This is a genomic window from Lelliottia sp. SL45 (assembly GCF_026672535.1).
GTDB lineage: Bacteria > Pseudomonadota > Gammaproteobacteria > Enterobacterales > Enterobacteriaceae > Enterobacter > Enterobacter nimipressuralis.
The window spans coordinates 32,131-50,801 of record NZ_JAPPRH010000015.1; the positions used below are offsets into that span (position 1 = coordinate 32,131).

The window sequence follows — 18,671 nt, forward strand, 5'->3', positions numbered from 1 at the left end:
AGAAATCCTTGTGATAGCTATATCAAAAAAAGACTTGCAATCTCGTTTGTTAGCAATCATTATCATTTAAAATTAATTTAGATATATCGTATTCACTTCACGAAGGCAGAAACATGACATCGACCCGCTACCCACAACGTGTACGCAATGAACTGCGCTTTCGCGAGCTGACCGTGCTCCGCGTTGAGCGTATAAGCGCTGGCTTTCAACGCATTGTCTTAGGCGGCGACGCGCTGGAGGGCTTTAGCTCAAAGGGTTTTGACGACCACACCAAAGTCTTTTTCCCGGCACCGGGCGCGACCTTTGTCCCGCCGGTAGTCACTGACGAAGGCATCGACTGGGGCGACGGTGTGCGTCCTATGGCGCGTGACTACACGCCGCTGTACGACGAAACACGCCACGAACTGGTGCTCGATTTCTTCGTACACGATGGCGGTGTCGCCAGCAACTGGGCGGTGCAGGCGCAAGAGGGCGATAAACTGACGATCGGCGGCCCGCGCGGATCGCTGGTTGTGCCTGAAGATTACGCCTGGCAGCTGTACGTGTGTGATGAGTCCGGAATGCCTGCGCTGCGTCGCCGTCTGGAGGCTATCGCACAGCTACCGGTTCGCCCGGAGATTCACGCAGTGGTGACCGTGGGTGACGAAGCGTATAAGGACTATCTGGCGCATCTGCGTGATTTCAACATCACCTGGATTGTCGGGCACAGCGAGCAGGCGGTGGCGGATCGGCTGGCGACATTGAACGTGCCTGCCGGGGATTACTTTATCTGGCTGACCGGGGAAGGGAAGGTGGTGAAAAACCTGAGCCGCCAGTTTGAGACCGACGCGATTGATCCACAGTTGGTGCGTGCCAGCGCGTACTGGCACGCGAAGTAATCAGGCCACTTCGTCGAGCTGCGCTGCGTTCACCTGATGTTCAAGCGCGGCGCGCACGTCGTGCAGCGCTTTCTCCTGCTGGGCAAAATAGGTCTCCATATTGCTCAGCGAGGAGACCAGCAGCCAGGACTCTTCTTTTTCCAGCTCTGCCAGTTCGTTCACTAATGTGTCGATTTGCTCGCGTACCTGCGCCATTTTTTTGCGAATACGTTCCAGATCGTTCAGGCGGTCGCTTGCCATTAGCGGCTCAAAGCCCTGCTGCAGACGCGCAACCAGCGAACGAATGGCTTTCACATCGCCGCGCTGTTTGGCCTGGTTGAGTTGCACCATCATGGAGTTAGCTTCTTCTTTCAGATCGTCCGCCACCAGATCCGGGTGGCAGAGCTTACTGGCCTGACGCCAGAGCCGTTTCAGCTCGTTCTGATCCTCTTCCGACAGATCTTTGCCTTTGCGCAGACGCACTTCAGCATCGTGGTGCTGCTCGCGATATTTCTCATACTCTTCGTTGGCCTCGTCCCGCGCCTGACGCGCTGGCTCCTCTTCGCGCGTTAAGCCCATTTCCAGCTCTTGCGCCTCGGCCAGCAGATTGGCAATCAGATCGCTTTGCTGCTGCAGATGCTTACGCGCCTCGGCGGCCTGCACGGAGTCGGCGGGCAGGGCGCGCCAGCGCTGAGTCAGCGTTGCCAGCACTTCTACGGCCTGCGCCATATATTGCTGGCAGCGGCGATAATCCTCTTCGCGACGACGCGCCTCCGCCTGCTGGCGGCGCAGGTTCAGCTCCGCCAGGGTTTTGCGCAGTTGCAGGATTTGTGACATCAGCGGGCCAAGGCGGGAGAAATAGAGATCGTTGAACTCGTCGAGCTGCTGCACGCGGGCGTTGCGGCGGTCAATCAGATCGCGCAGACGCTCTTCTAATGCTCTCAATTCGAGTTTGCTGGCAGCCACCTGCGGGTCGCGCCACTGGGTCAGTGAGCGCTGACTCTGCAACCAGGCAGTGATGGCAGCCATCGCTGCCGTGTAGTTCTTATTCTCAAGCGCCGCGACGATCGCCTGTAGCTCATCGTCAAACGCTTCACTTTTCAGCCGTGCCAGCTGACTGTAAATGATGTCGTCATCTTCCAGTTCAATGGCATTTTTTATGATTTCTAGCCGCTTGATCGGTGTGCTCATGATGCCTTTCGCTTTAGCGCTTAAGTATTTGAGTTAAGGTTAGTTGTGGTAAGAGCTACAGGAAATAATACACACGGATGATGATCGGCGCGACGAGGGATTTCTTTAGTTTTAGATGTTTGTGAGGGGGTTAATGGTTCGGGTGTGTGGATTGTGCAATGCTTTATGAATGTACCGGAGCGCTCAAGGGTAAGAGAGGTGTTTCCGGTACCGTGACAATCTCTTTGAATTTCCGATCAATTTCAGGCCCTGGTAAAGCGTCGTTACCAGATGGTTAATTTTAAGGATAAGAGTATGCCAACAGTCATTGAGAAAGCATTGGATTTCATTGGTGGTATGGACACTTCCGCGTCAGTGCCGCAGTCGATGGACGAAAGTACCGCGAAGGGAATATTCAAGTATTTGAAAGAGTTGGGTACACCAGCCAGCGCCGCTGATGTGATGGCGCGCGGCAGCCAGGAGGGATGGGATCCGGACTTCACCAAAAAAGTCGCCGGATGGGCTGAGAAAATTAACTCAACTGACCATGTCGTTATCAAGAACCCTGAATACTTTTCTGCGTATATGCAGGAGCAACTCCGGGAGCTCGTGTGAGTTATCCACGCCGCTGATTCATGAATCCTGAAAAAACTAAGGGCTTACGTTTTGGCGTAAGCCCTTTATGTTTGGTGGCCCCTGCTGGACTTGAACCAGCGACCAAGCGATTATGAGTTTTAGGTGATATATATCACTATTTCTCACTTTCATTGAAAAACAAGCATTTAGAGACTACGCCACTTCACCGAAATGACCTAAAATTACCCACTTTTACCCCTCCGAGGTATCCCCGAAGTATCCCCGGATTTTAGGTCAGAAAAAATCATGAGAACAATCAGGTTCACCAAATCGGCGTTGCTCGATCTCGAGATACCGGAAAACGGTAAACGCGTCGAATACTCTGACAGCCTCGTTAACGGGTTGAGGCTGCGCATTACCTCTAACGGCAATAAGAGCTTTTGCGTGGTCAGGAAGCGAGACGGGAAGTTTTTCCGGGTGACGCTGGGTAAGTTTCCGGATCTCACCGTTGACCAGGCGAGGGAACAGGCCGCCAGAACGCTGGGCGAGGTGGCGATAAGCCGAAACAATCCGAACGATCAGCGACGTGATGAAAAAAATAAATCCATCACGCTGGGTGACGCGCTGGCGGAGTACATCAAATCCCGCGCACACCGTATCAAGAAAACGACCGTTGACCAGTACCAGGGGATTATCAGCAACTTTTCCGGCGACTGGCTGCAAACGCCGCTGGCGTCCATTGACCGCGAAAGGGTGGAGGCCAGGCACAAGGCCATTACCGACGGCGGGATCTGGTTCGGGGATAAACACCAGCGGGCGGGCATCGCCACGGGCAGCAAATCCCAGGCGGATTTGTGGGCGCGGGTACTGCGGGCGGTGTACCGGTATTCACACGATCACTACCGTGATGGTGACGGCAATCGTCTGCTGCCCGACCCGCCAACCATGGTGCTGAGCACGAAACGGAAATGGCACGGTACGACGCGAAAGACTACCCGCATACGTAATAACGAGCTGTCACGCTGGCTGGATGCTGTGGAGGCCGTCCGGCAGCACTCAGCCAGCATAAGGGATGATTACGCCGTATCGGTCTGTGACGCGCTCGACGTTGCGTTATTTACGGGGTTACGCCGCTCAGAGGTTTTCGGCCTGGAGTGGCCGCGCGTAAATATGTCCGGTCGCTATTTCTGGATAGACGAAACGAAGAACGGCGACCCGCTGGAGCTGCCGATAACCGATACGCTTTACGCCATTTTTGAGCGCCGGCGGGCAGACAGTTGCAGCAATTACGTATTTCCGGCGGTGAAGGGCGGGATTATTTCCGATCCGCGCCGGGTGATAGACCGCATAAGCCAGGAGACGGCCAGAGATGGCAGACCAGCAATCGAATTCACCTGCCATGATGCCCGGCGCACGTTCGGCAGCGTGGCGGAGCTGGTGGGCGTTGGTTCGTACATCCTTAAGCGCTTGATGAACCACAAAACCATGCGCAGCGCTGACGTTACCCAGGGCTATTTGCATTTTTCCGCTGACGAGCTGTACGAGCCAGCACAAAAAATAGAAAGCGCCATTCTGGAGCACGCCGGGCGCAAAGAGAAAACCGGAAACCTCGACGCACAGCTGCTGGCCGTCATGGGTTCCATGAGCGACGAGGAAAAGCGCCGGATGCTTTTCGATATCCTCAACGTACAGGGCAGCGAGAAAAAAGCATGAACAGAGAACTGTTTGATTATTTAAATCAATACCACACAATCATTAATCAGCAATCTAAAGGGGCTTTAGACGTTACAAAGAATGTTTTTAGTGCATTTGTTGATGAAGGCATTAATGATTACCTTGATGCTGGTAATAAAATTTCAAAGTCTAAAACAATAGTTGCAATTTGCGTTGGTGATAAATCAAAAGCTTTTGAACTTATTAGGGAGAAAAATTACAAGGAGCTTGTCGGTTTCTTTGATTTTGTGTGCTCCGATGACTCTAAGGTCAAAGTTTTACTTAATACAAATAAAAATGCATTACAAAGCGCCATGGATATAATAATTTCCGATTATTTTTGTTATAAAGGATTTAAGGATTTTGAGTCTAATATCGAGAAGTTAATTATATCAAAAAGGCAAAAGGAAATATCTTCCAAGAGGAAAAAACATCGCTTTTATGATGAGGCAATTAGGAAAGCAACAATAACATGGCAGCATTTCCCCACTATAAGTTATGCCCGCATGGCTAAGGCGCTGGATAGTTATTTTGGCGAGGGTGTGAGCAGGGAGGCGATAGAGGGATGGCTTAAAGATGCTGCGTTGCGCCCTGAAGGTCCTGTGCGGAAAACAACATTCACATTAATGGGGTAGTATCCGGATAATCCCCATAATATCCGGATAACCCACTTTTTTTCTACTCAGCTAATTTCAATAATCCTCACCGTTGTTATCCATCAAACACGGTGAGGAACCATGAATACCAATCACTCTACAGATAAGAAATTCACCCGCCCGGAGGCCGCTGACTACATCGGCGTAGCCCCTCGCACACTGGCGAACTGGCACAGCTCAGGTCGCGTAAAAATACCCTTCTACAAGGTCGGACGTAAAAAGACGATCTACATGCAATCAGATCTCGATGCGTATCTGGCATCCGTCAGAACGTCAGCGTAATGGTGTCGGCCATTGGGCAAACAAAAAGCGCCCCATTGCTGGAGCGCCCTTGTGAACGTTTTTCTGTCACACCTGAGTTATTACTGCCTTTAACCACTAACGCCGCCGATTCTACCAGGGGTAAACGGCGTGCAGCAAGCGATTTGAGAGCACCCATTCAGCAGGATATTACGCTGAGAAATGTCAGTGGTCACTGTGACCTCCGGTAATGAAAACAATGATATACAGCAAAATTATATTTTTTCATCGCTGTTTGCTGGTGGTCGGCGGTAGCGACGGGGATCTGCCTTACTCCGGCTTTTTGCGGCGCTGGCGGCGTTTTATTTCGCCTTTCACGGCGGTGACAATAAATTGCGCTTTTGTCTCGCCTTCCTCGAGGTTGTTTTCTAACTCTTTGACAACTTCATGAGGGAATCTTGCATTAAGCTGCTGTGACTTGTTGTTTGTTGAACTAGTTGCCATTACTGGATCTCCTTATGGTTGGTGCGATTCAGTATACGCAAAAAAAACTTTATTGAAAGCACTTGAAGTGCGATTCACTTGAGGGTAGTTTATAAATCAATGGTGCGATTCACCAGTAAAGAGCGAAGCCCAGAAGTGTTACCAGCACTAACCGGGCTTCTAACCACAAACGCAATGGAGAGTAACGCAATGGCTACAGCCAATATTACCACAGACCAAAAGCCAGCATTTAGCTGGATCTTTCTGGGGCAGCCTAAGGGCGAGGAGTGGACGGGGCAACCTGTCACCCTGCGCACACAGGCAGACACCGAAGAGGCAGCGCGTGACGCGTTTCCGTCGTGGGATCTGACGTTCGCCGCGAAAATCAGGACGGCCAGCCCGCTGAATTATCATTTCATGGAAGGTAATTATCTCTGGTCGCTGATGGGCACCGATGCCCGCGATTCACTCAGAGAAATGGCGGGGGTACGCCATGCGTAAAACCTTCCATGTCGCCGGATACGGCGTAAACAAGCGCGGTCACACGGTAGGCATTCATTACACAATGACCAGCGCAAGCGCAGATGAAGCCAGGACAACAGCGCAGCAACTGGCGCAGGCAGCGGGCTATAAACACGTGCGTATCACTTTTATTCAGGGGGCGCAAAATGCGTGAGCCAATCAGCCTTGACCAGGCAGAATATAAAGCAACGTTGGCTGCCTCACTCTTCGAGATCATTCTGGATAAGGCTAATAAAGAATGCCATCCAGTGCTGATTGATTTGATTTCAATCGCCTGTGATTTTAACCAAGAAATTCGCCTGGCATTAATCGCCGAGCTGGGTATGGGTGAAACGAAATGAGACAGGTTCCTTTTGAAGTTCTGATCCAAGCTGAAAATGCGCTGGCTTACAGCGATCAGGCGCTGGCTATTCTGGAAATCTGGATGGAATGCCTCGGCAAAGGCGACGAACACGAATGTAACTGCGTGGCCGCCATACGCAGCCTGGTATATAAATCCAAAGAACACCTGCAAAAAGCAGTAGATATTAAAGAGGAATAAAAATCATGCTGAAAAAATTATTCCGGCTTTTTGCTGGCGGTCGCGCTCGACCTGAAATCGTGTTTACGTGCAGGGGAATAAATTCTGAGTTGGTTATCAATTTGACGGCTGAAAACATGTTTTCCCATCGCGGAGTTATTTATGTCTTCCCTGATTGTGTTACCCGTTCTGGTTTCAGGCGCTGGCAACTGAGGGTTGAAAGGAGCACTGCATTTTTAGCTGTAGTACACAACAATATTCTGAAAGATAGAGGTCTTCTGAAATGACGGGGGTTGCAATTAAGCCGGAAGAAATTTCCGACGCGCTGTTTTCCTGCGTGTATTCCTGGGTGCATGGTCACTCTATTGATAAAAAAGGTGCAGACGCAGCGGTAGCCCGTCACCGTGATAAGACCTCACCTTATGGGGTACTGGCGCGACGCTTGCTTGAGTTCGTCGCTGGAAATGGTCCAAGCTATGAGGAATTGTGCGATCAAGGTCTGGTATTGACTGACACCAAAAAGCAGAAAGAAAACCGTACTGCGCTGGTGGCCGCGATTATTGGCGACGAGGTGAAGGAGCTTCTTTGCGATGCAGAGCGAATCAACCGGGTATTTCCGCAGCCGAAGCCGGAGAAGAAAAAGCGCGTTACGGACGCGGCTACGTCCTCGCTTAACCAGATGGGGCCAAGCCAGCGCGGTGAGGTATTGCTGGATCACTATGATGGCCTGCTGGCGCTGCATCAAGAGTCTGACACCGTTCACCATTACAACGGTGTGATCTGGTCGCCCGTCACTGATAAGGCACTGACTCGCCAGATGGCGGCGATATTCATTGAAGCCGATGCGCCTTACTCCATGACCGCGATGAAGAACGCCGTGGACACCATGAAGCTGAGCCTGCCACAGATGGGGGAAACAGCCCGGCACCTTATCGGGTTCCGTAATGGCGTATTTGACAGCAGTAAGGGTGAGTTTCGCGCGCACCAGCGGGAGGACTGGTTACTGATCGCCAGTGAGGTGGATTTTGTGGCGGCCGAGAACGGCGAGAGCCTGGAGAACAACGCGCCAAACTTCTGGCGCTGGCTGCAGCACTCTACCGCCGCGAACGGCAAAAAGGCGGAGCGCCTGCTGGCGGCCCTGTATATGGTGATGGCGAACCGGTACGACTGGCAGCTATTCCTTGAAGTAACGGGGCCGGGTGGAAGTGGGAAAAGCGTCATGGCGGAGATCTGCACCATGCTGGCAGGGAAGGGAAACACCGTATCGGCGAGTATGGATGCGCTGGAAAAGCCGCGAGAGCGTGCACTGGTGGTCGGCTACTCCCTGATCATCATGCCGGATATGACCCGCTATGCTGGCGATGGGGCAGGGATTAAGGCCATTACGGGCGGTGACCGGGTATCAATTGACCCGAAGCACAAAGCGCCATATTCGGTACGGATCCCGGCGGTAGTGCTGGCAGTGAATAACCATGCCATGACATTCAGCGACCGCAGCGGCGGAATTTCCCGGCGTCGGGTGATATTCAATTTTTCAGAGGTGGTGAGCGAGGAGAAGCGCGATCCGATGCTGGTGGAGAAAATTGAGGCTGAATTGCCCGTGATTATCCGCCACCTGATGGCCCGGTTTGCCCGGCAGGACGAAGCGCGGCAGCTTCTGGCAGAGCAGCGCAAATCAGAGGAGGCGTTGAGCGTGAAGCGTGAGGGTGATTCCCTGCTGGACTTCTGCGGCTACCTTATGACGCTGGTTGAGTGTGACGGGATGGTAATAGGCAATGCAGAGATAACGCCATTCAGCCCACGGCGCTACCTGTATCACGCATATCTGGCCTATATGGCGGCGCATGGTCTGAACAAGACTATGTCGCTTACCAGTTTCGGCAGGGATATGCCTGGAATGATGGCAGAGTACGGGGAAGAGTACCTACGCAAGCAGAGAACCAGAAACCCTGACAAGGGCCGGATTGCCTCCAATGTGGTGCTGAAGGATGAAGCAGACGAATGGCTACCCGCAGCGACGGGAGGTGGCGAGCAGGAATGATAAACAGAGGCGGCTTAACGGTCGCCTTTTTTACGTCCTGATGTTGGGAGGAAAATTATTTTAATATGAAAACTGTCTACTACTGTCTACCAGTATAAAAATATGGTTAAAAAGCTTTATTTATTAGTTGGTTAGTTGGGTAGACAGTTTCACCAATAACTGTCTACTACTCTCGACTACTGTCTACCTTTTGTTGTTATTTTATACAATGGTAGAGACTTGGGTAGAGAGTTAAGGTCAACTGTCTACCAACTATCGACCACTTAAGTTAATGAAATTAATAAATAATTTTCAAGGTAGACAGTGGTAGACAGTTTTCCCCTATATTTTAATTTTTCTTAGTTTCAGCAACACTAATTTTAAGTTCGGACGTAATACGTACGGACCTCCCTGAAGAGGCGGCTTAACGGTCGCCTTTTTTACGTCCTGATGTTGGGAGGAAAATTATTTTAATATGAAAACTGTCTACTACTGTCTACCAGTATAAAAATATGGTTAAAAAGCTTTATTTATTAGTTGGTTAGTTGGGTAGACAGTTTCACCAATAACTGTCTACTACTCTCGACTACTGTCTACCTTTTGTTGTTATTTTATACAATGGTAGAGACTTGGGTAGAGAGTTAAGGTCAACTGTCTACCAACTATCGACCACTTAAGTTAATGAAATTAATAAATAATTTTCAAGGTAGACAGTGGTAGACAGTTTTCCCCTATATTTTAATTTTTCTTAGTTTCAGCAACACTAATTTTAAGTTCGGACGTAATACGTACGGACCTCCCTGAAGAGGCGGCTTAACGGTCGCCCCAACCCCCCCCTCCGAAAAGGTACTTTCCAGCACTTGAGAGCACCGAGGGTGAAAAACTCGCACGGGTTCGCTATTTATGAAAATTTTTAAGGGGGTGGTTGTTGTTTTGTCATTTCACTCCAGCCCTTGCCCTGTGCGGACTTCAAAAATAAATACAACAACCTGAGGTGCTTTTATGGCAGTTCTGCATCAGAATTTTTTTCTGACACCTGTCGTTGCATTTTATGAAACGAAGTTGCCTTTCATTTCATTTTGATCAACACTGTTTTTTCATACAGTTTAGATTTTCACCCAAGAGACCCAACATGAAAGAAGATAAAACACAGGTAGACAGACTTCACGAAGCGCTAGATATCACCCTTGACCGACGCCGTAATGGGCGCTCTGTTTACATTGACGGCGATTTAGTCACCAAAATTGAGGAACTGCTTGAAATCGACAGAGAAAAGCGCGAGGCGCTGGGCGTTGATTCGCCTTCTGTGGGGCATTTTGTCCGCCGCCTGGTTCGCAATGCGTTGAAAGGGGAAAAGTAATGCCTTTCGAAAATGTGCAGCCAATGGAAATGATGAAGCTGGTAGATGACCCTGCGAATATCCGCTTTAAGTTTAGACCGCTGTTCACAGAGCTGTTTTTTCCCAAGGTCGTTTTGTTTTCGACGCCTGAAATCATGCTTGATCGTCTGGATGAACAGAAGGTAGTCATGAGTCCGTTTTGTTCCCCGATGGTTGGTGCCAGCGTTCAGCGTGACAAAGGTTTCAGCACGCACAGCTTTAAGCCGGGCTATCAGAAGCCTAAGCACGCGATCGACCCGTCAAAAGAGTTTTCCAGAATGGCCGGTGAGCCGATTGGTTTGGCTGCATCACCGTCTTACCGCCGCACAAAGCACATCAATAATTCTCTGGCCAATCAAACGAACGCTATCAAAGCCCGCGCCGAATGGCTGGCGGTGAATGCCATTACCACGGGTAAGAACATCATCGAGGGCGATGGCATCGAGCGCTACGAAATTGATTGGGCTATCGGTGACATGAACATCATCACCCAGGCCGGTAGTGCAGCGTGGTCAGTGCAGGACGCGGAAACCTTTGATCCGTACCACGACCTCGAATTGTATGGAGAAAGCGCCAACGGTCCGATTAACGTCATTGTCATGGGTAAAGAGGTTTGGCGGCTTTTGCGTTCGTTCAAGAAGTTTCGCGAGTATCTGGACACGCGTCGAGGCTCAAACTCTGAATTGGAGCTGGCGCTTAAAAACGTGGGTGAGGTCGTCTCACTCAAGGGGTATTACGGCGACGTTGCGATTATTGTTTACAGCGGCCTGTATGCTGAATCCGAGTCCAGCGAAGAAAAGCCGTACCTTGATCCGAATATGATGGTATTCGGCCACACGAAAAACACTGGCGTAATGGCCTACGGTGCCATTCAGGATCAGCACGCAGTCCGTGAAGGGCTTACTCAGGTGCAGTATTACATCCGAAACTGGACGGAAACGGGCGACCCGGGCATGGAGTTTGTGCAAACGCATTCTTGCCCGCAGCCGGTGCCCGTGAATATCAACCGATTCGTTACTGTCATCGTCGCATAAGGGGAAAAAATGGGCGTTCCATACTCAGAACTTTACTCAGGAACGGCAGAGGTTAGTACGACGCTGGCCTGCCTGCTTAACACGGGTAATATCCCGGCGTTTACGCCGCTGATGGTCGAGCCGACCAGCGGCCTTGTTACGCCATGGGACGGTGTTAACGCTGGCGCTGCTGTGTATCTGACAAGCTTTGCTATCGACACGGCCAACCAGCGCCGTGCACAGGTGTATAAAACCGGAACGTTTAACGCCGATATCGTCAACTGGCCGGAAAATGTCACCACGTTCGAGAAAAAACTATCTGCGTTTGCTGGTTCCGCGCTCTCTGTTCAGCCCCTGGCTGGCTAAGTGAGGTTTTATGTCTCGTAATTTGGCGCACATTGCCAGTACGGCGTTTAACGAACCCCTGATGTTAGAACCCGCCTACGCGCGGGTTTTCTTTTCGGCACTGGGTAAAGAGATTGGCACTGAAAGCCTCATTATCCCGCAGGAAAACGCCCTTCTGAGTGCGCAGGACATGGAGGCGGTAACAGCGTCGTTTATGTCAGGCGATCGCAAGGCTGCGCGGTTCTACGAAGTACGCAACGGTATCGCCGTGCTACCGGTGTCAGGGACGTTGGTTCACAAGCTGGGGGCAATGCGCCCCTTCTCTGGTATGACCGGCTACGATGGAATTATCGCGCGTCTGGATCAGGCGATGGCTGATCCGGAGGTGCGTGGCGTCATGCTGGATATCGACAGCCCTGGCGGTCAGGTGGCGGGTGCTTTTGACTGTGCCGACATGATAGCCAGAATGCGCCAGCAAAAGCCTATTTGGGCGCTTGCGAATGATATGGCCTGTTCTGCTGCTATGTTGCTGGCATCGGCCTGTACGCGGCGACTGACGACGCAGACGGGGCGCATGGGTTCAATCGGCGTGCTTATGGCACACGCTAACCGTTCAGAGCAGATGAAAAACGTCGGGGTGGATATCACGCTGATCTACTCAGGCGATCACAAGGTGGACGGCAACCCGTACAGCGCACTACCTGATAGCGTCAGGGCTGATTTTTCTAAGAAGATGAATGCAGCAAGGCAGGTTTTCGCCGAAAAAGTGGCAAGTTATACCGGGCTTTCTGTGGCTAAAATTCTGGCAACAGAAGCGGCGGTGTATGACGGGAAGGAATCCGTTGATATTGGACTGGCTCATGAGCTGGTGAACGGCATGGATGCAATCGGAATAATGAGTGAACAATTTAAAGGAAGGGTTAATAGAGTGGAGATGAACGATGAAAAGGCGCGTATCGCGTCAATCATGACGTGCGAGGCAGCACGCGGTAACGTGCAGTTAGCCAATGCTCTGGCGCTGTTCACAGACGCCAGTGTCGATCAGGCTATGGCGGTTATGCAGGCTGTATCATCTGAAGGTCAGCGCGTTCCGGACGGAATTACTTCAAACGCGATTATCTCAAGCGATGCGGCGAAAGGACGCGAGGCACTGGCGGCAGCGCTTTCCACACAGCCAGGCATGACGCAAGAGCGAGCTGTAGAGCTGCTTTCTCTCGCACCAGCGCCGAACGGCAGCGGCGTGCTGGCGGCCAGCTTTGAGCGCTTTATGGCCTCCGACGCTGCCCCTTGTGCGGGGAATGATGTTGCCGGTGGGGATGAAGATGAAAGCGAGACGCTTCGTGACCTGCGTCGAATGGCCAGAGACGGGAGCCGATAGTGTGCGAGGAGGGGATACCCCCCTCCGAAAAGGTACTTTCCAGCACTTGAGAGCACCGAGGGTGAATTATCCGCATGGATTCGCTATTTATGAAAATTTTCCACGGAAAAAAGCGTGTCGGTACTAAATGGATTTAAGTTTATGTTTTAATTGGATTTTATTTTTTAAAGAACCGACATGCGTAGCATCGTTTTTGGCTCATTTCATTCATTTCATGTCGGAACTCATTTTTTAATCAAAGGTATTGCATGAACGTTAATAAAAAACAGCTTGCAGCGGCCTTTCTGTCCGGTACTGATACCGGATCAGCGGTTGACGCTGTATCGTCGTTTGAGCGCCGGGAGATGATACGCCTCATCAACAGCCACACTGCCAACCGTGAACGATTCATGCAGAAACTCAGATCGCCCGCCTACCAGTGGAAGAAGCCAGCGCCACGGCGCTAATCCAATCGCTCGCACTCCCCATCAATCGCGCTATCAGCGCCGCCAGTATCGCGCGTTACAGCGCACCTGCCGGGCAGCCCGTAGCGCACGACAGTAGCGCTAGTCTCGCCTCCGCTACGCACCTGACGCGATTCATGTACCGTCACCCGCTCAAGTAGCCCACCAGCAACCATTGTTTCCAGCGTGCGCCTGGTGGATTCGAGCTGATGCCGGGTGTCGAACGACGCCATGCCGTGGAGCAGGTAGGCAATGCCGGACACGTCGAGCGGAGGCGAACCAATCTCACCTCTAACCCATTCGAGGTTCTCCGGATCGAAGTAACTGAGTATCTCTTTTTTACGGCTGGTCATTCTCATGGCTGGCTGATTCCTTATTGTGGGATAGCACTATCATACAATAAGAAAACGGCTGAGCATGGCGCTGAGGGGGGGCGTTAATTGATGGCGGCAACTACGAAATTTTCGCAGTTCAAAAAGCGAGCTAAAAAGAAGATCACTTTGATTTTCCGTGCTGAAAATAAAATTTTTTCCTGAGGTGTTTTTTTTCGGTCAAAAACTCACCATGGAACACCATGAATCCCGCCTGAAAGTATCCCCGAAGTATCCCCGGAAAAAACAAAGGGCCAGCGCGTTAAGCGCCAGCCCTTGCGGTGTCTGGTGGCCCCTGCTGGACTTGAACCAGCGACCAAGCGATTATGAGTCGCCTGCTCTAACCACTGAGCTAAGGGGCCGTGGCGGTGAATTATAAAGTAACTCCCTGCTGCAATCCAGCCATTCCCTCCTGCCTGCTGTTTTTATAAACAACGCATTATCAATCCTTTATACTAACTACAAGATACATTCATCGGGGAGTGAGATGATCAACGATATTCTGGCACCGGGGCTGCGGGTGGTGTTCTGCGGGATCAACCCAGGCAAGTCTTCCGCCCATACAGGTTTTCACTTTGCCCATCCGGGAAATCGTTTCTGGAAGGTCATTCATCAGGCAGGATTCACCGATCGGCTGCTGAAGCCTGAAGAGGAGCAGCATCTGCTGGATACTCGCTGCGGCATTACCATGCTGGTGGAGCGCCCGACAGTCCAGGCTACAGAGGTGAATCTGCATGAGCTGCGCAGCGGCGGGCGGGAACTGGTGAAGAAAATAGAAGATTACCAGCCTTCGGCGCTGGCGATCCTTGGCAAGCAGGCGTACGAGCAGGCCTTTAGCCAGCGCGGGGCGCAGTGGGGAAAACAGAGGATTACGATTGGCATGACGCAGGTGTGGGTGCTGCCAAATCCGAGTGGGCTGAACAGGGCGACGCTCGACAAGCTGGTCGAAGCCTATCGCGAACTCGATGAGGCGTTGATGGTGCGAGGGCGCTAGGGGGTTGTGGTTCTGCTGTGCTGAAAAAGGACGAAAAAAAAGCTCCCGGTTGGGAGCTTTTTACTTTTCAGAGCCGATTAATCGTCGAGGAAGCTACGCAGAACTTCAGAACGGCTCGGGTGGCGCAGTTTGCGCAGGGCCTTCGCTTCGATCTGACGAATACGTTCGCGGGTAACGTCGAACTGTTTACCCACTTCTTCCAGCGTGTGGTCGGTATTCATATCGATACCGAAACGCATACGCAGGACTTTCGCTTCACGCGCGGTGAGGCCCGCCAGAACGTCGTGAGTGGCAGCACGCAGGCTCTCGGTAGTCGCAGAGTCCAGCGGAAGCTCGAGGGTAGTATCCTCGATGAAATCACCCAGATGCGAATCTTCATCGTCGCCGATTGGCGTTTCCATGGAGATAGGCTCTTTGGCGATTTTCAGCACCTTACGGATCTTATCTTCTGGCATCAGCATGCGCTCAGCCAGCTCTTCTGGCGTCGGTTCGCGGCCCATCTCTTGCAGCATCTGACGGGAGATACGATTGAGTTTGTTAATCGTCTCAATCATATGCACCGGGATACGGATGGTGCGCGCCTGATCCGCGATAGAGCGGGTGATCGCCTGACGGATCCACCAGGTTGCGTAGGTGGAGAACTTGTAACCACGGCGGTATTCAAACTTATCAACCGCTTTCATCAGACCGATGTTACCTTCCTGGATCAGATCCAGGAACTGCAGACCACGGTTGGTGTATTTCTTCGCGATAGAAATAACCAGACGTAAGTTAGCTTCAACCATCTCTTTCTTCGCACGACGGGCTTTCGCTTCGCCGATGGACATGCGACGGTTGATATCTTTAACCTGCTCGATAGTCAGGCCGGTCTCTTCTTCGATTTGACGCAGTTTCTGCAGGCCGCGCTGAACATCATCAGCCACGTCGTGCAGTTTTTCAGACCAGGGTTTGTTCATCGCGATAGCCGCGTTGAACCAGGTTTCGCTGGTTTCGTTGCCGGTGAACAGAGTGATGAAGTTCTTTTTCGGCATTTTGCACTGTTCAACGCACAGCTTCATGATGATACGTTCCTGAGTACGAACGCGGTCCATCATGACGCGCATGCTGTTCACCAGGTAGTCGAACTGTTTCGGCACCAGGCGGAACTGTTTGAAGACTTCAGACAGTTTCTGAATCTCGGCCTGAGCGGCGGCATGGCTGCGGCCTTTGGCTTTGATGGTGTCGCGAGCCAGTTCGTACTGGGTACGCAGTTCGCCAAACTTCTCGCGCGCCAGCTCAGGATCGATGCTGTTGTCGTCATCGCTGCTGTCATCGTCGCCGTCTTCTTCCTCTTCGTCTTCGTCATCATCCATCTCTTCCTGAGACAGTTCAGAACCGACGTGGGTCGCGGTTGGCGCCAGATCTTCTTCAGCATTCGGATCGACAAAACCGGTGATCAGGTCAGAAAGACGCGCTTCTTCGGCTTCGACGCGATCGTACTGCTCAAGCAGATAGGTGATCGCTTCAGGGTATTCCGCAACGGAGCACTGAACCTGGTTGATCCCATCTTCGATGCGTTTCGCGATGTCGATTTCGCCTTCGCGGGTCAACAGTTCAACGGTGCCCATTTCGCGCATGTACATGCGCACCGGGTCAGTGGTACGCCCGATTTCAGACTCAACGCTGGACAACACCTGTGCAGCGGCTTCTTCTGCATCTTCGTCGGTGTTGTTGGAGTTTTCAGCCAGCAACAGATCATCGGCATCCGGTGCTTCTTCCATCACCTGAATGCCCATGTCGTTGATCATTTGGATGATGTCTTCGATTTGATCTGAATCGACGATATCTTCCGGCAGATGGTCATTGACCTCGGCATAGGTCAGATAGCCTTGCTCCTTACCACGTTGGACAAGAAGTTTCAGCTGTGACTGCGGGTTTTGCTCCATAAGACGGTATCCACACTTAATTCGTTTAATTGGTGTCGGCGGTGTCGCTGCCAACCTTTGAAGCGAGGGCGTACTTATATTTTTGCCGCTGCCTCTCAGTGCGGCTGCCGGGGGCTTCCCGATCGATATTCGGCACTTAAGCCGTTAAATGCTGCATCCTTCACGTTGTCTCTGCTTTGATACAACGTGAACGGTTTTTGTTCAGTTTATTTCTTCGCCAGTTCCTGATTTAACATCCAGAGTTCCCGGCGCTCTTCGCTGCTTAAGCCATGTGTACGCTCGCGAGCAATCAGCTCTTCCTGGCGCAGTTCAAGCATCGAATCAAACATATGGTTGAGTGAGTCGGTGAACGTTTTTTCTGCAATGTCCTTATCAGCTATATCGTCCCACATCGACAGTTTTTCAAGGGTGGCGGCCTCTTTTGTGCCGCGATAGTGCTCTAACAGTTGGCCGGTAGTCAGACCTGGTTGCGACAGACACGTGTTGACCAGTTCTGAAAATAAGCCAAGTCCTGGCAGCTTTTCATGGTTCAACCCCGCGAGCGGCGGCACTTGCGGCGCCAGCTCAGGGTTTTGCACCAGTAACCCTATCAGTATACGCATGGTTGTGCGTTTTAGCTGTGGCGCGGGGCGAACCGCACCGCTTTCAGCCAGTTTAGGCATTAAACGTTCAAGCTGACTGTCATCCAGAATGCCGAGCTTGTTGCCGAGCTCCTGGCGCAGGTAAATGCGCAGCGTTTCGCCCGGAACCTGAGAAATCAGCGGCAGTGCCAGCGTGCTCAGCTGGGCGCGTCCGTCTGGCGTGCTCAAATCCACCTGCGGCATCAGGCTGTTAAACAGAAACGTGGAGAGTGGCTGAGCCTGCTCCATCCGCGCTTCAAACGCCGCTTTGCCCTCTTTACGTACCAGCGTATCCGGGTCTTCACCGTCGGGCAGGAACATAAAGCGCAGCTGGCGCCCGTCGGTCATATAAGGTAGTGCAGTTTCCAGCGCACGCCAGGCGGCATCGCGTCCGGCACGGTCACCGTCATAACAACAGATGACATTGTTCGTCGCCCGGAACAGGAGCTGAATGTGGTCGGCGGTGGTGGACGTTCCCAACGACGCAACCGCGTAGTTGATGTCGTACTGCGCCAGCGCGACCACGTCCATATAGCCTTCGACCACCAGTAAACGCCGGGGTTCAGCGTTATCCTGCTGGGCTTCATAAAGGCCATACAGCTGGCGACCTTTGTGGAAAATATCGGTTTCCGGGGAGTTGAGGTATTTCGGCATGCCGTCACCCAGCACGCGTCCACCAAAACCAATTACCCGGCCTCGTTTGTCGCGAATGGGGAACATCACCCGCTCGCGGAAACGGTCATAGCTTCGTCCCTGATCGTTTGTCACCAGCATGCCGGCATCGATCAGAGATTTACGATCTTCGCTATTGCCACCAAAACGCTTTAATACGTTGTCCCAGCCGGGCGGGGCGTAACCAATAGCGAAACGCGCAATCACATCGTCGCTCAATCCGCGCTGTGTCAGATACTGACGCGCAGGTTCAGCTGCATGTTGCTTAAGAGACTGTTGGTAAAACGAATTCAGACCGTCCATCAGCTGGTAAAGCGTTTGTCGTTGATGGCGTTCTATCTGACTCGGACCGCTGCCTGCTTCGTAAGGCACTTCAAGGTTGTGCATCGCCGCCAGTTCTTCGACGGTTTCCACGAACTCGAGCTTGTCGTAGTTCATCAGGAAATCGACAGCATTCCCGTGGGCGCCACAGCCAAAGCAGTGGTAAAACTGTTTTTCACCGTTTACGGTGAAAGAGGGGGTTTTTTCGTTATGGAACGGACAGCACGCATGGTAGTTCTTGCCCTGCTTTTTGAGCTTTACCCGCGCGTCGATAAGATCGACGATGTCGGTTCTGGCCAGCAGGTCATTGATAAATACGCGTGGAATTCGTCCAGCCATAGGCCCCGTAAAATTACACCTTATCCCTCAAGCTGCTTCTGCGTTGGCTGCGCTCGTTAACCCTGTCACTTACTGATGTAAGCGCTGAGGATTCACTCCCTTGCCGCCGTGATGC

General features: G+C 52.0%; 22 protein-coding genes and 1 tRNA gene. 17 read left to right on the forward strand and 6 right to left on the reverse strand.

Annotated elements, in window-relative coordinates; all coding sequences use genetic code 11:
• The first annotated feature begins 113 nt into the window (after nucleotides 1-113).
• Nucleotides 114-878: a siderophore-interacting protein gene (locus OVA10_RS25350; protein ID WP_268197208.1), complete on the forward strand. Its 765-nt coding sequence runs from the start codon at nucleotides 114-116 to the stop codon at nucleotides 876-878.
• Here OVA10_RS25350 and OVA10_RS25355 read toward each other — a convergent pair whose 3' ends face one another.
• Complete coding sequence (locus tag OVA10_RS25355) at nucleotides 879-2,048, reverse strand: DNA repair protein (protein WP_268197209.1); 1,170 nt, start codon at nucleotides 2,046-2,048, stop codon at nucleotides 879-881.
• Between the two features lie 270 nt (nucleotides 2,049-2,318).
• Between OVA10_RS25355 and OVA10_RS25360 the strand changes: the two genes are divergently transcribed.
• The 4 genes from OVA10_RS25360 (at nucleotide 2,319) to OVA10_RS25375 (ending at nucleotide 5,254) form a co-directional block, all read left to right on the forward strand.
• Nucleotides 2,319-2,642 carry a DUF1889 family protein gene (locus OVA10_RS25360; RefSeq protein ID WP_100778837.1) on the forward strand — a complete coding sequence of 108 codons (324 nt, stop codon included), beginning with the start codon at nucleotides 2,319-2,321 and terminating at the stop codon, nucleotides 2,640-2,642.
• A 267-nt stretch (nucleotides 2,643-2,909) separates the two neighbouring features.
• Entirely contained in the window at nucleotides 2,910-4,316 is a 1,407-nt protein-coding gene (locus OVA10_RS25365) for a tyrosine-type recombinase/integrase (protein WP_268197210.1), read from the forward strand.
• Entirely contained in the window at nucleotides 4,313-4,951 is a 639-nt protein-coding gene (locus OVA10_RS25370; RefSeq protein ID WP_268197211.1) for a hypothetical protein, read from the forward strand. The genes OVA10_RS25365 and OVA10_RS25370 overlap by 4 nt, the downstream gene beginning before the upstream one ends.
• 102 nt (nucleotides 4,952-5,053) lie before the next feature.
• Complete coding sequence (locus OVA10_RS25375) at nucleotides 5,054-5,254, forward strand: helix-turn-helix domain-containing protein (protein WP_202666257.1); 201 nt, start codon at nucleotides 5,054-5,056, stop codon at nucleotides 5,252-5,254.
• A gap of 288 nt (nucleotides 5,255-5,542) precedes the next feature.
• Here OVA10_RS25375 and OVA10_RS25380 read toward each other — a convergent pair whose 3' ends face one another.
• A complete protein-coding gene (locus tag OVA10_RS25380; protein WP_202773700.1) occupies nucleotides 5,543-5,716 on the reverse strand; it encodes a YlcI/YnfO family protein in 174 nt (57 codons plus the stop codon).
• 189 nt (nucleotides 5,717-5,905) lie between these two features.
• Here OVA10_RS25380 and OVA10_RS25385 point away from each other — a divergent pair, with 189 nt between their 5' ends.
• The 11 genes from OVA10_RS25385 to OVA10_RS25435 all read left to right on the forward strand — a co-directional run bounded on the left by OVA10_RS25385 (nucleotide 5,906) and on the right by OVA10_RS25435 (nucleotide 13,317).
• Nucleotides 5,906-6,196 carry a host cell division inhibitor Icd-like protein gene (locus OVA10_RS25385; RefSeq protein WP_268194915.1) on the forward strand — a complete coding sequence of 97 codons (291 nt, stop codon included), beginning with the start codon at nucleotides 5,906-5,908 and terminating at the stop codon, nucleotides 6,194-6,196.
• Entirely contained in the window at nucleotides 6,189-6,371 is a 183-nt protein-coding gene (locus tag OVA10_RS25390) for a hypothetical protein (RefSeq protein ID WP_174339210.1), read from the forward strand. Before OVA10_RS25385 ends, OVA10_RS25390 begins: the two co-directional genes overlap by 8 nt.
• Nucleotides 6,364-6,558, forward strand: coding sequence for a hypothetical protein (locus tag OVA10_RS25395; protein ID WP_268194911.1), 195 nt, complete (start codon nucleotides 6,364-6,366; stop codon nucleotides 6,556-6,558). The genes OVA10_RS25390 and OVA10_RS25395 overlap by 8 nt, the downstream gene beginning before the upstream one ends.
• Nucleotides 6,555-6,758: a hypothetical protein gene (locus OVA10_RS25400; protein ID WP_268194908.1), complete on the forward strand. Its 204-nt coding sequence runs from the start codon at nucleotides 6,555-6,557 to the stop codon at nucleotides 6,756-6,758. The genes OVA10_RS25395 and OVA10_RS25400 overlap by 4 nt, the downstream gene beginning before the upstream one ends.
• 5 nt (nucleotides 6,759-6,763) lie before the next feature.
• Nucleotides 6,764-7,024, forward strand: coding sequence for a hypothetical protein (locus tag OVA10_RS25405; RefSeq protein ID WP_202713304.1), 261 nt, complete (start codon nucleotides 6,764-6,766; stop codon nucleotides 7,022-7,024).
• On the forward strand, nucleotides 7,021-8,778 hold the full coding sequence (locus OVA10_RS25410) for a DNA primase family protein (protein WP_268197212.1): 1,758 nt from the start codon (nucleotides 7,021-7,023) through the stop codon (nucleotides 8,776-8,778). The genes OVA10_RS25405 and OVA10_RS25410 overlap by 4 nt, the downstream gene beginning before the upstream one ends.
• A 1,111-nt stretch (nucleotides 8,779-9,889) precedes the next feature.
• Entirely contained in the window at nucleotides 9,890-10,117 is a 228-nt protein-coding gene (locus tag OVA10_RS25415) for a hypothetical protein (RefSeq protein ID WP_268194901.1), read from the forward strand.
• Nucleotides 10,118-10,140: 23 nt separating this feature from the next.
• Nucleotides 10,141-11,169 carry a major capsid protein gene (locus OVA10_RS25420; RefSeq protein WP_268197264.1) on the forward strand — a complete coding sequence of 343 codons (1,029 nt, stop codon included), beginning with the start codon at nucleotides 10,141-10,143 and terminating at the stop codon, nucleotides 11,167-11,169.
• Between the two features lie 9 nt (nucleotides 11,170-11,178).
• The gene (locus tag OVA10_RS25425; protein WP_268197213.1) at nucleotides 11,179-11,514 is read left to right on the forward strand and encodes a head decoration protein; all 336 of its coding nucleotides are present in this window, start codon (nucleotides 11,179-11,181) and stop codon (nucleotides 11,512-11,514) included.
• A gap of 10 nt (nucleotides 11,515-11,524) precedes the next feature.
• A complete protein-coding gene (locus tag OVA10_RS25430) occupies nucleotides 11,525-12,871 on the forward strand; it encodes a S49 family peptidase (RefSeq protein ID WP_268197214.1) in 1,347 nt (448 codons plus the stop codon).
• 248 nt (nucleotides 12,872-13,119) lie between these two features.
• Nucleotides 13,120-13,317, forward strand: a complete 198-nt coding sequence (locus tag OVA10_RS25435) for a hypothetical protein (RefSeq protein WP_202713399.1) — start codon at nucleotides 13,120-13,122, stop codon at nucleotides 13,315-13,317.
• Here OVA10_RS25435 and OVA10_RS25440 read toward each other — a convergent pair.
• Both OVA10_RS25440 and OVA10_RS25445 read right to left on the reverse strand, forming a co-directional pair.
• Nucleotides 13,314-13,673: a hypothetical protein gene (locus tag OVA10_RS25440; RefSeq protein WP_268197216.1), complete on the reverse strand. Its 360-nt coding sequence runs from the start codon at nucleotides 13,671-13,673 to the stop codon at nucleotides 13,314-13,316. The genes OVA10_RS25435 and OVA10_RS25440 overlap by 4 nt on opposite strands.
• Nucleotides 13,674-13,971: 298 nt before the next feature.
• Nucleotides 13,972-14,047, reverse strand: a tRNA-Ile gene (locus OVA10_RS25445).
• A gap of 125 nt (nucleotides 14,048-14,172) precedes the next feature.
• On the opposite strand from OVA10_RS25445, the gene mug reads away from it, so the two are divergent.
• Nucleotides 14,173-14,679: a G/U mismatch-specific DNA glycosylase gene (gene mug / locus OVA10_RS25450; protein ID WP_100778871.1), complete on the forward strand. Its 507-nt coding sequence runs from the start codon at nucleotides 14,173-14,175 to the stop codon at nucleotides 14,677-14,679.
• A 77-nt stretch (nucleotides 14,680-14,756) separates the two neighbouring features.
• Here mug and rpoD read toward each other — a convergent pair whose 3' ends face one another.
• Both rpoD and dnaG read right to left on the reverse strand, forming a co-directional pair.
• Nucleotides 14,757-16,604, reverse strand: a complete 1,848-nt coding sequence (gene rpoD, locus OVA10_RS25455) for an RNA polymerase sigma factor RpoD (protein ID WP_100778872.1) — start codon at nucleotides 16,602-16,604, stop codon at nucleotides 14,757-14,759.
• A 206-nt stretch (nucleotides 16,605-16,810) separates the two neighbouring features.
• The gene (gene dnaG, locus OVA10_RS25460) at nucleotides 16,811-18,556 is read right to left on the reverse strand and encodes a DNA primase (RefSeq protein WP_100778873.1); all 1,746 of its coding nucleotides are present in this window, start codon (nucleotides 18,554-18,556) and stop codon (nucleotides 16,811-16,813) included.
• Nucleotides 18,557-18,671 lie beyond the last annotated feature (115 nt).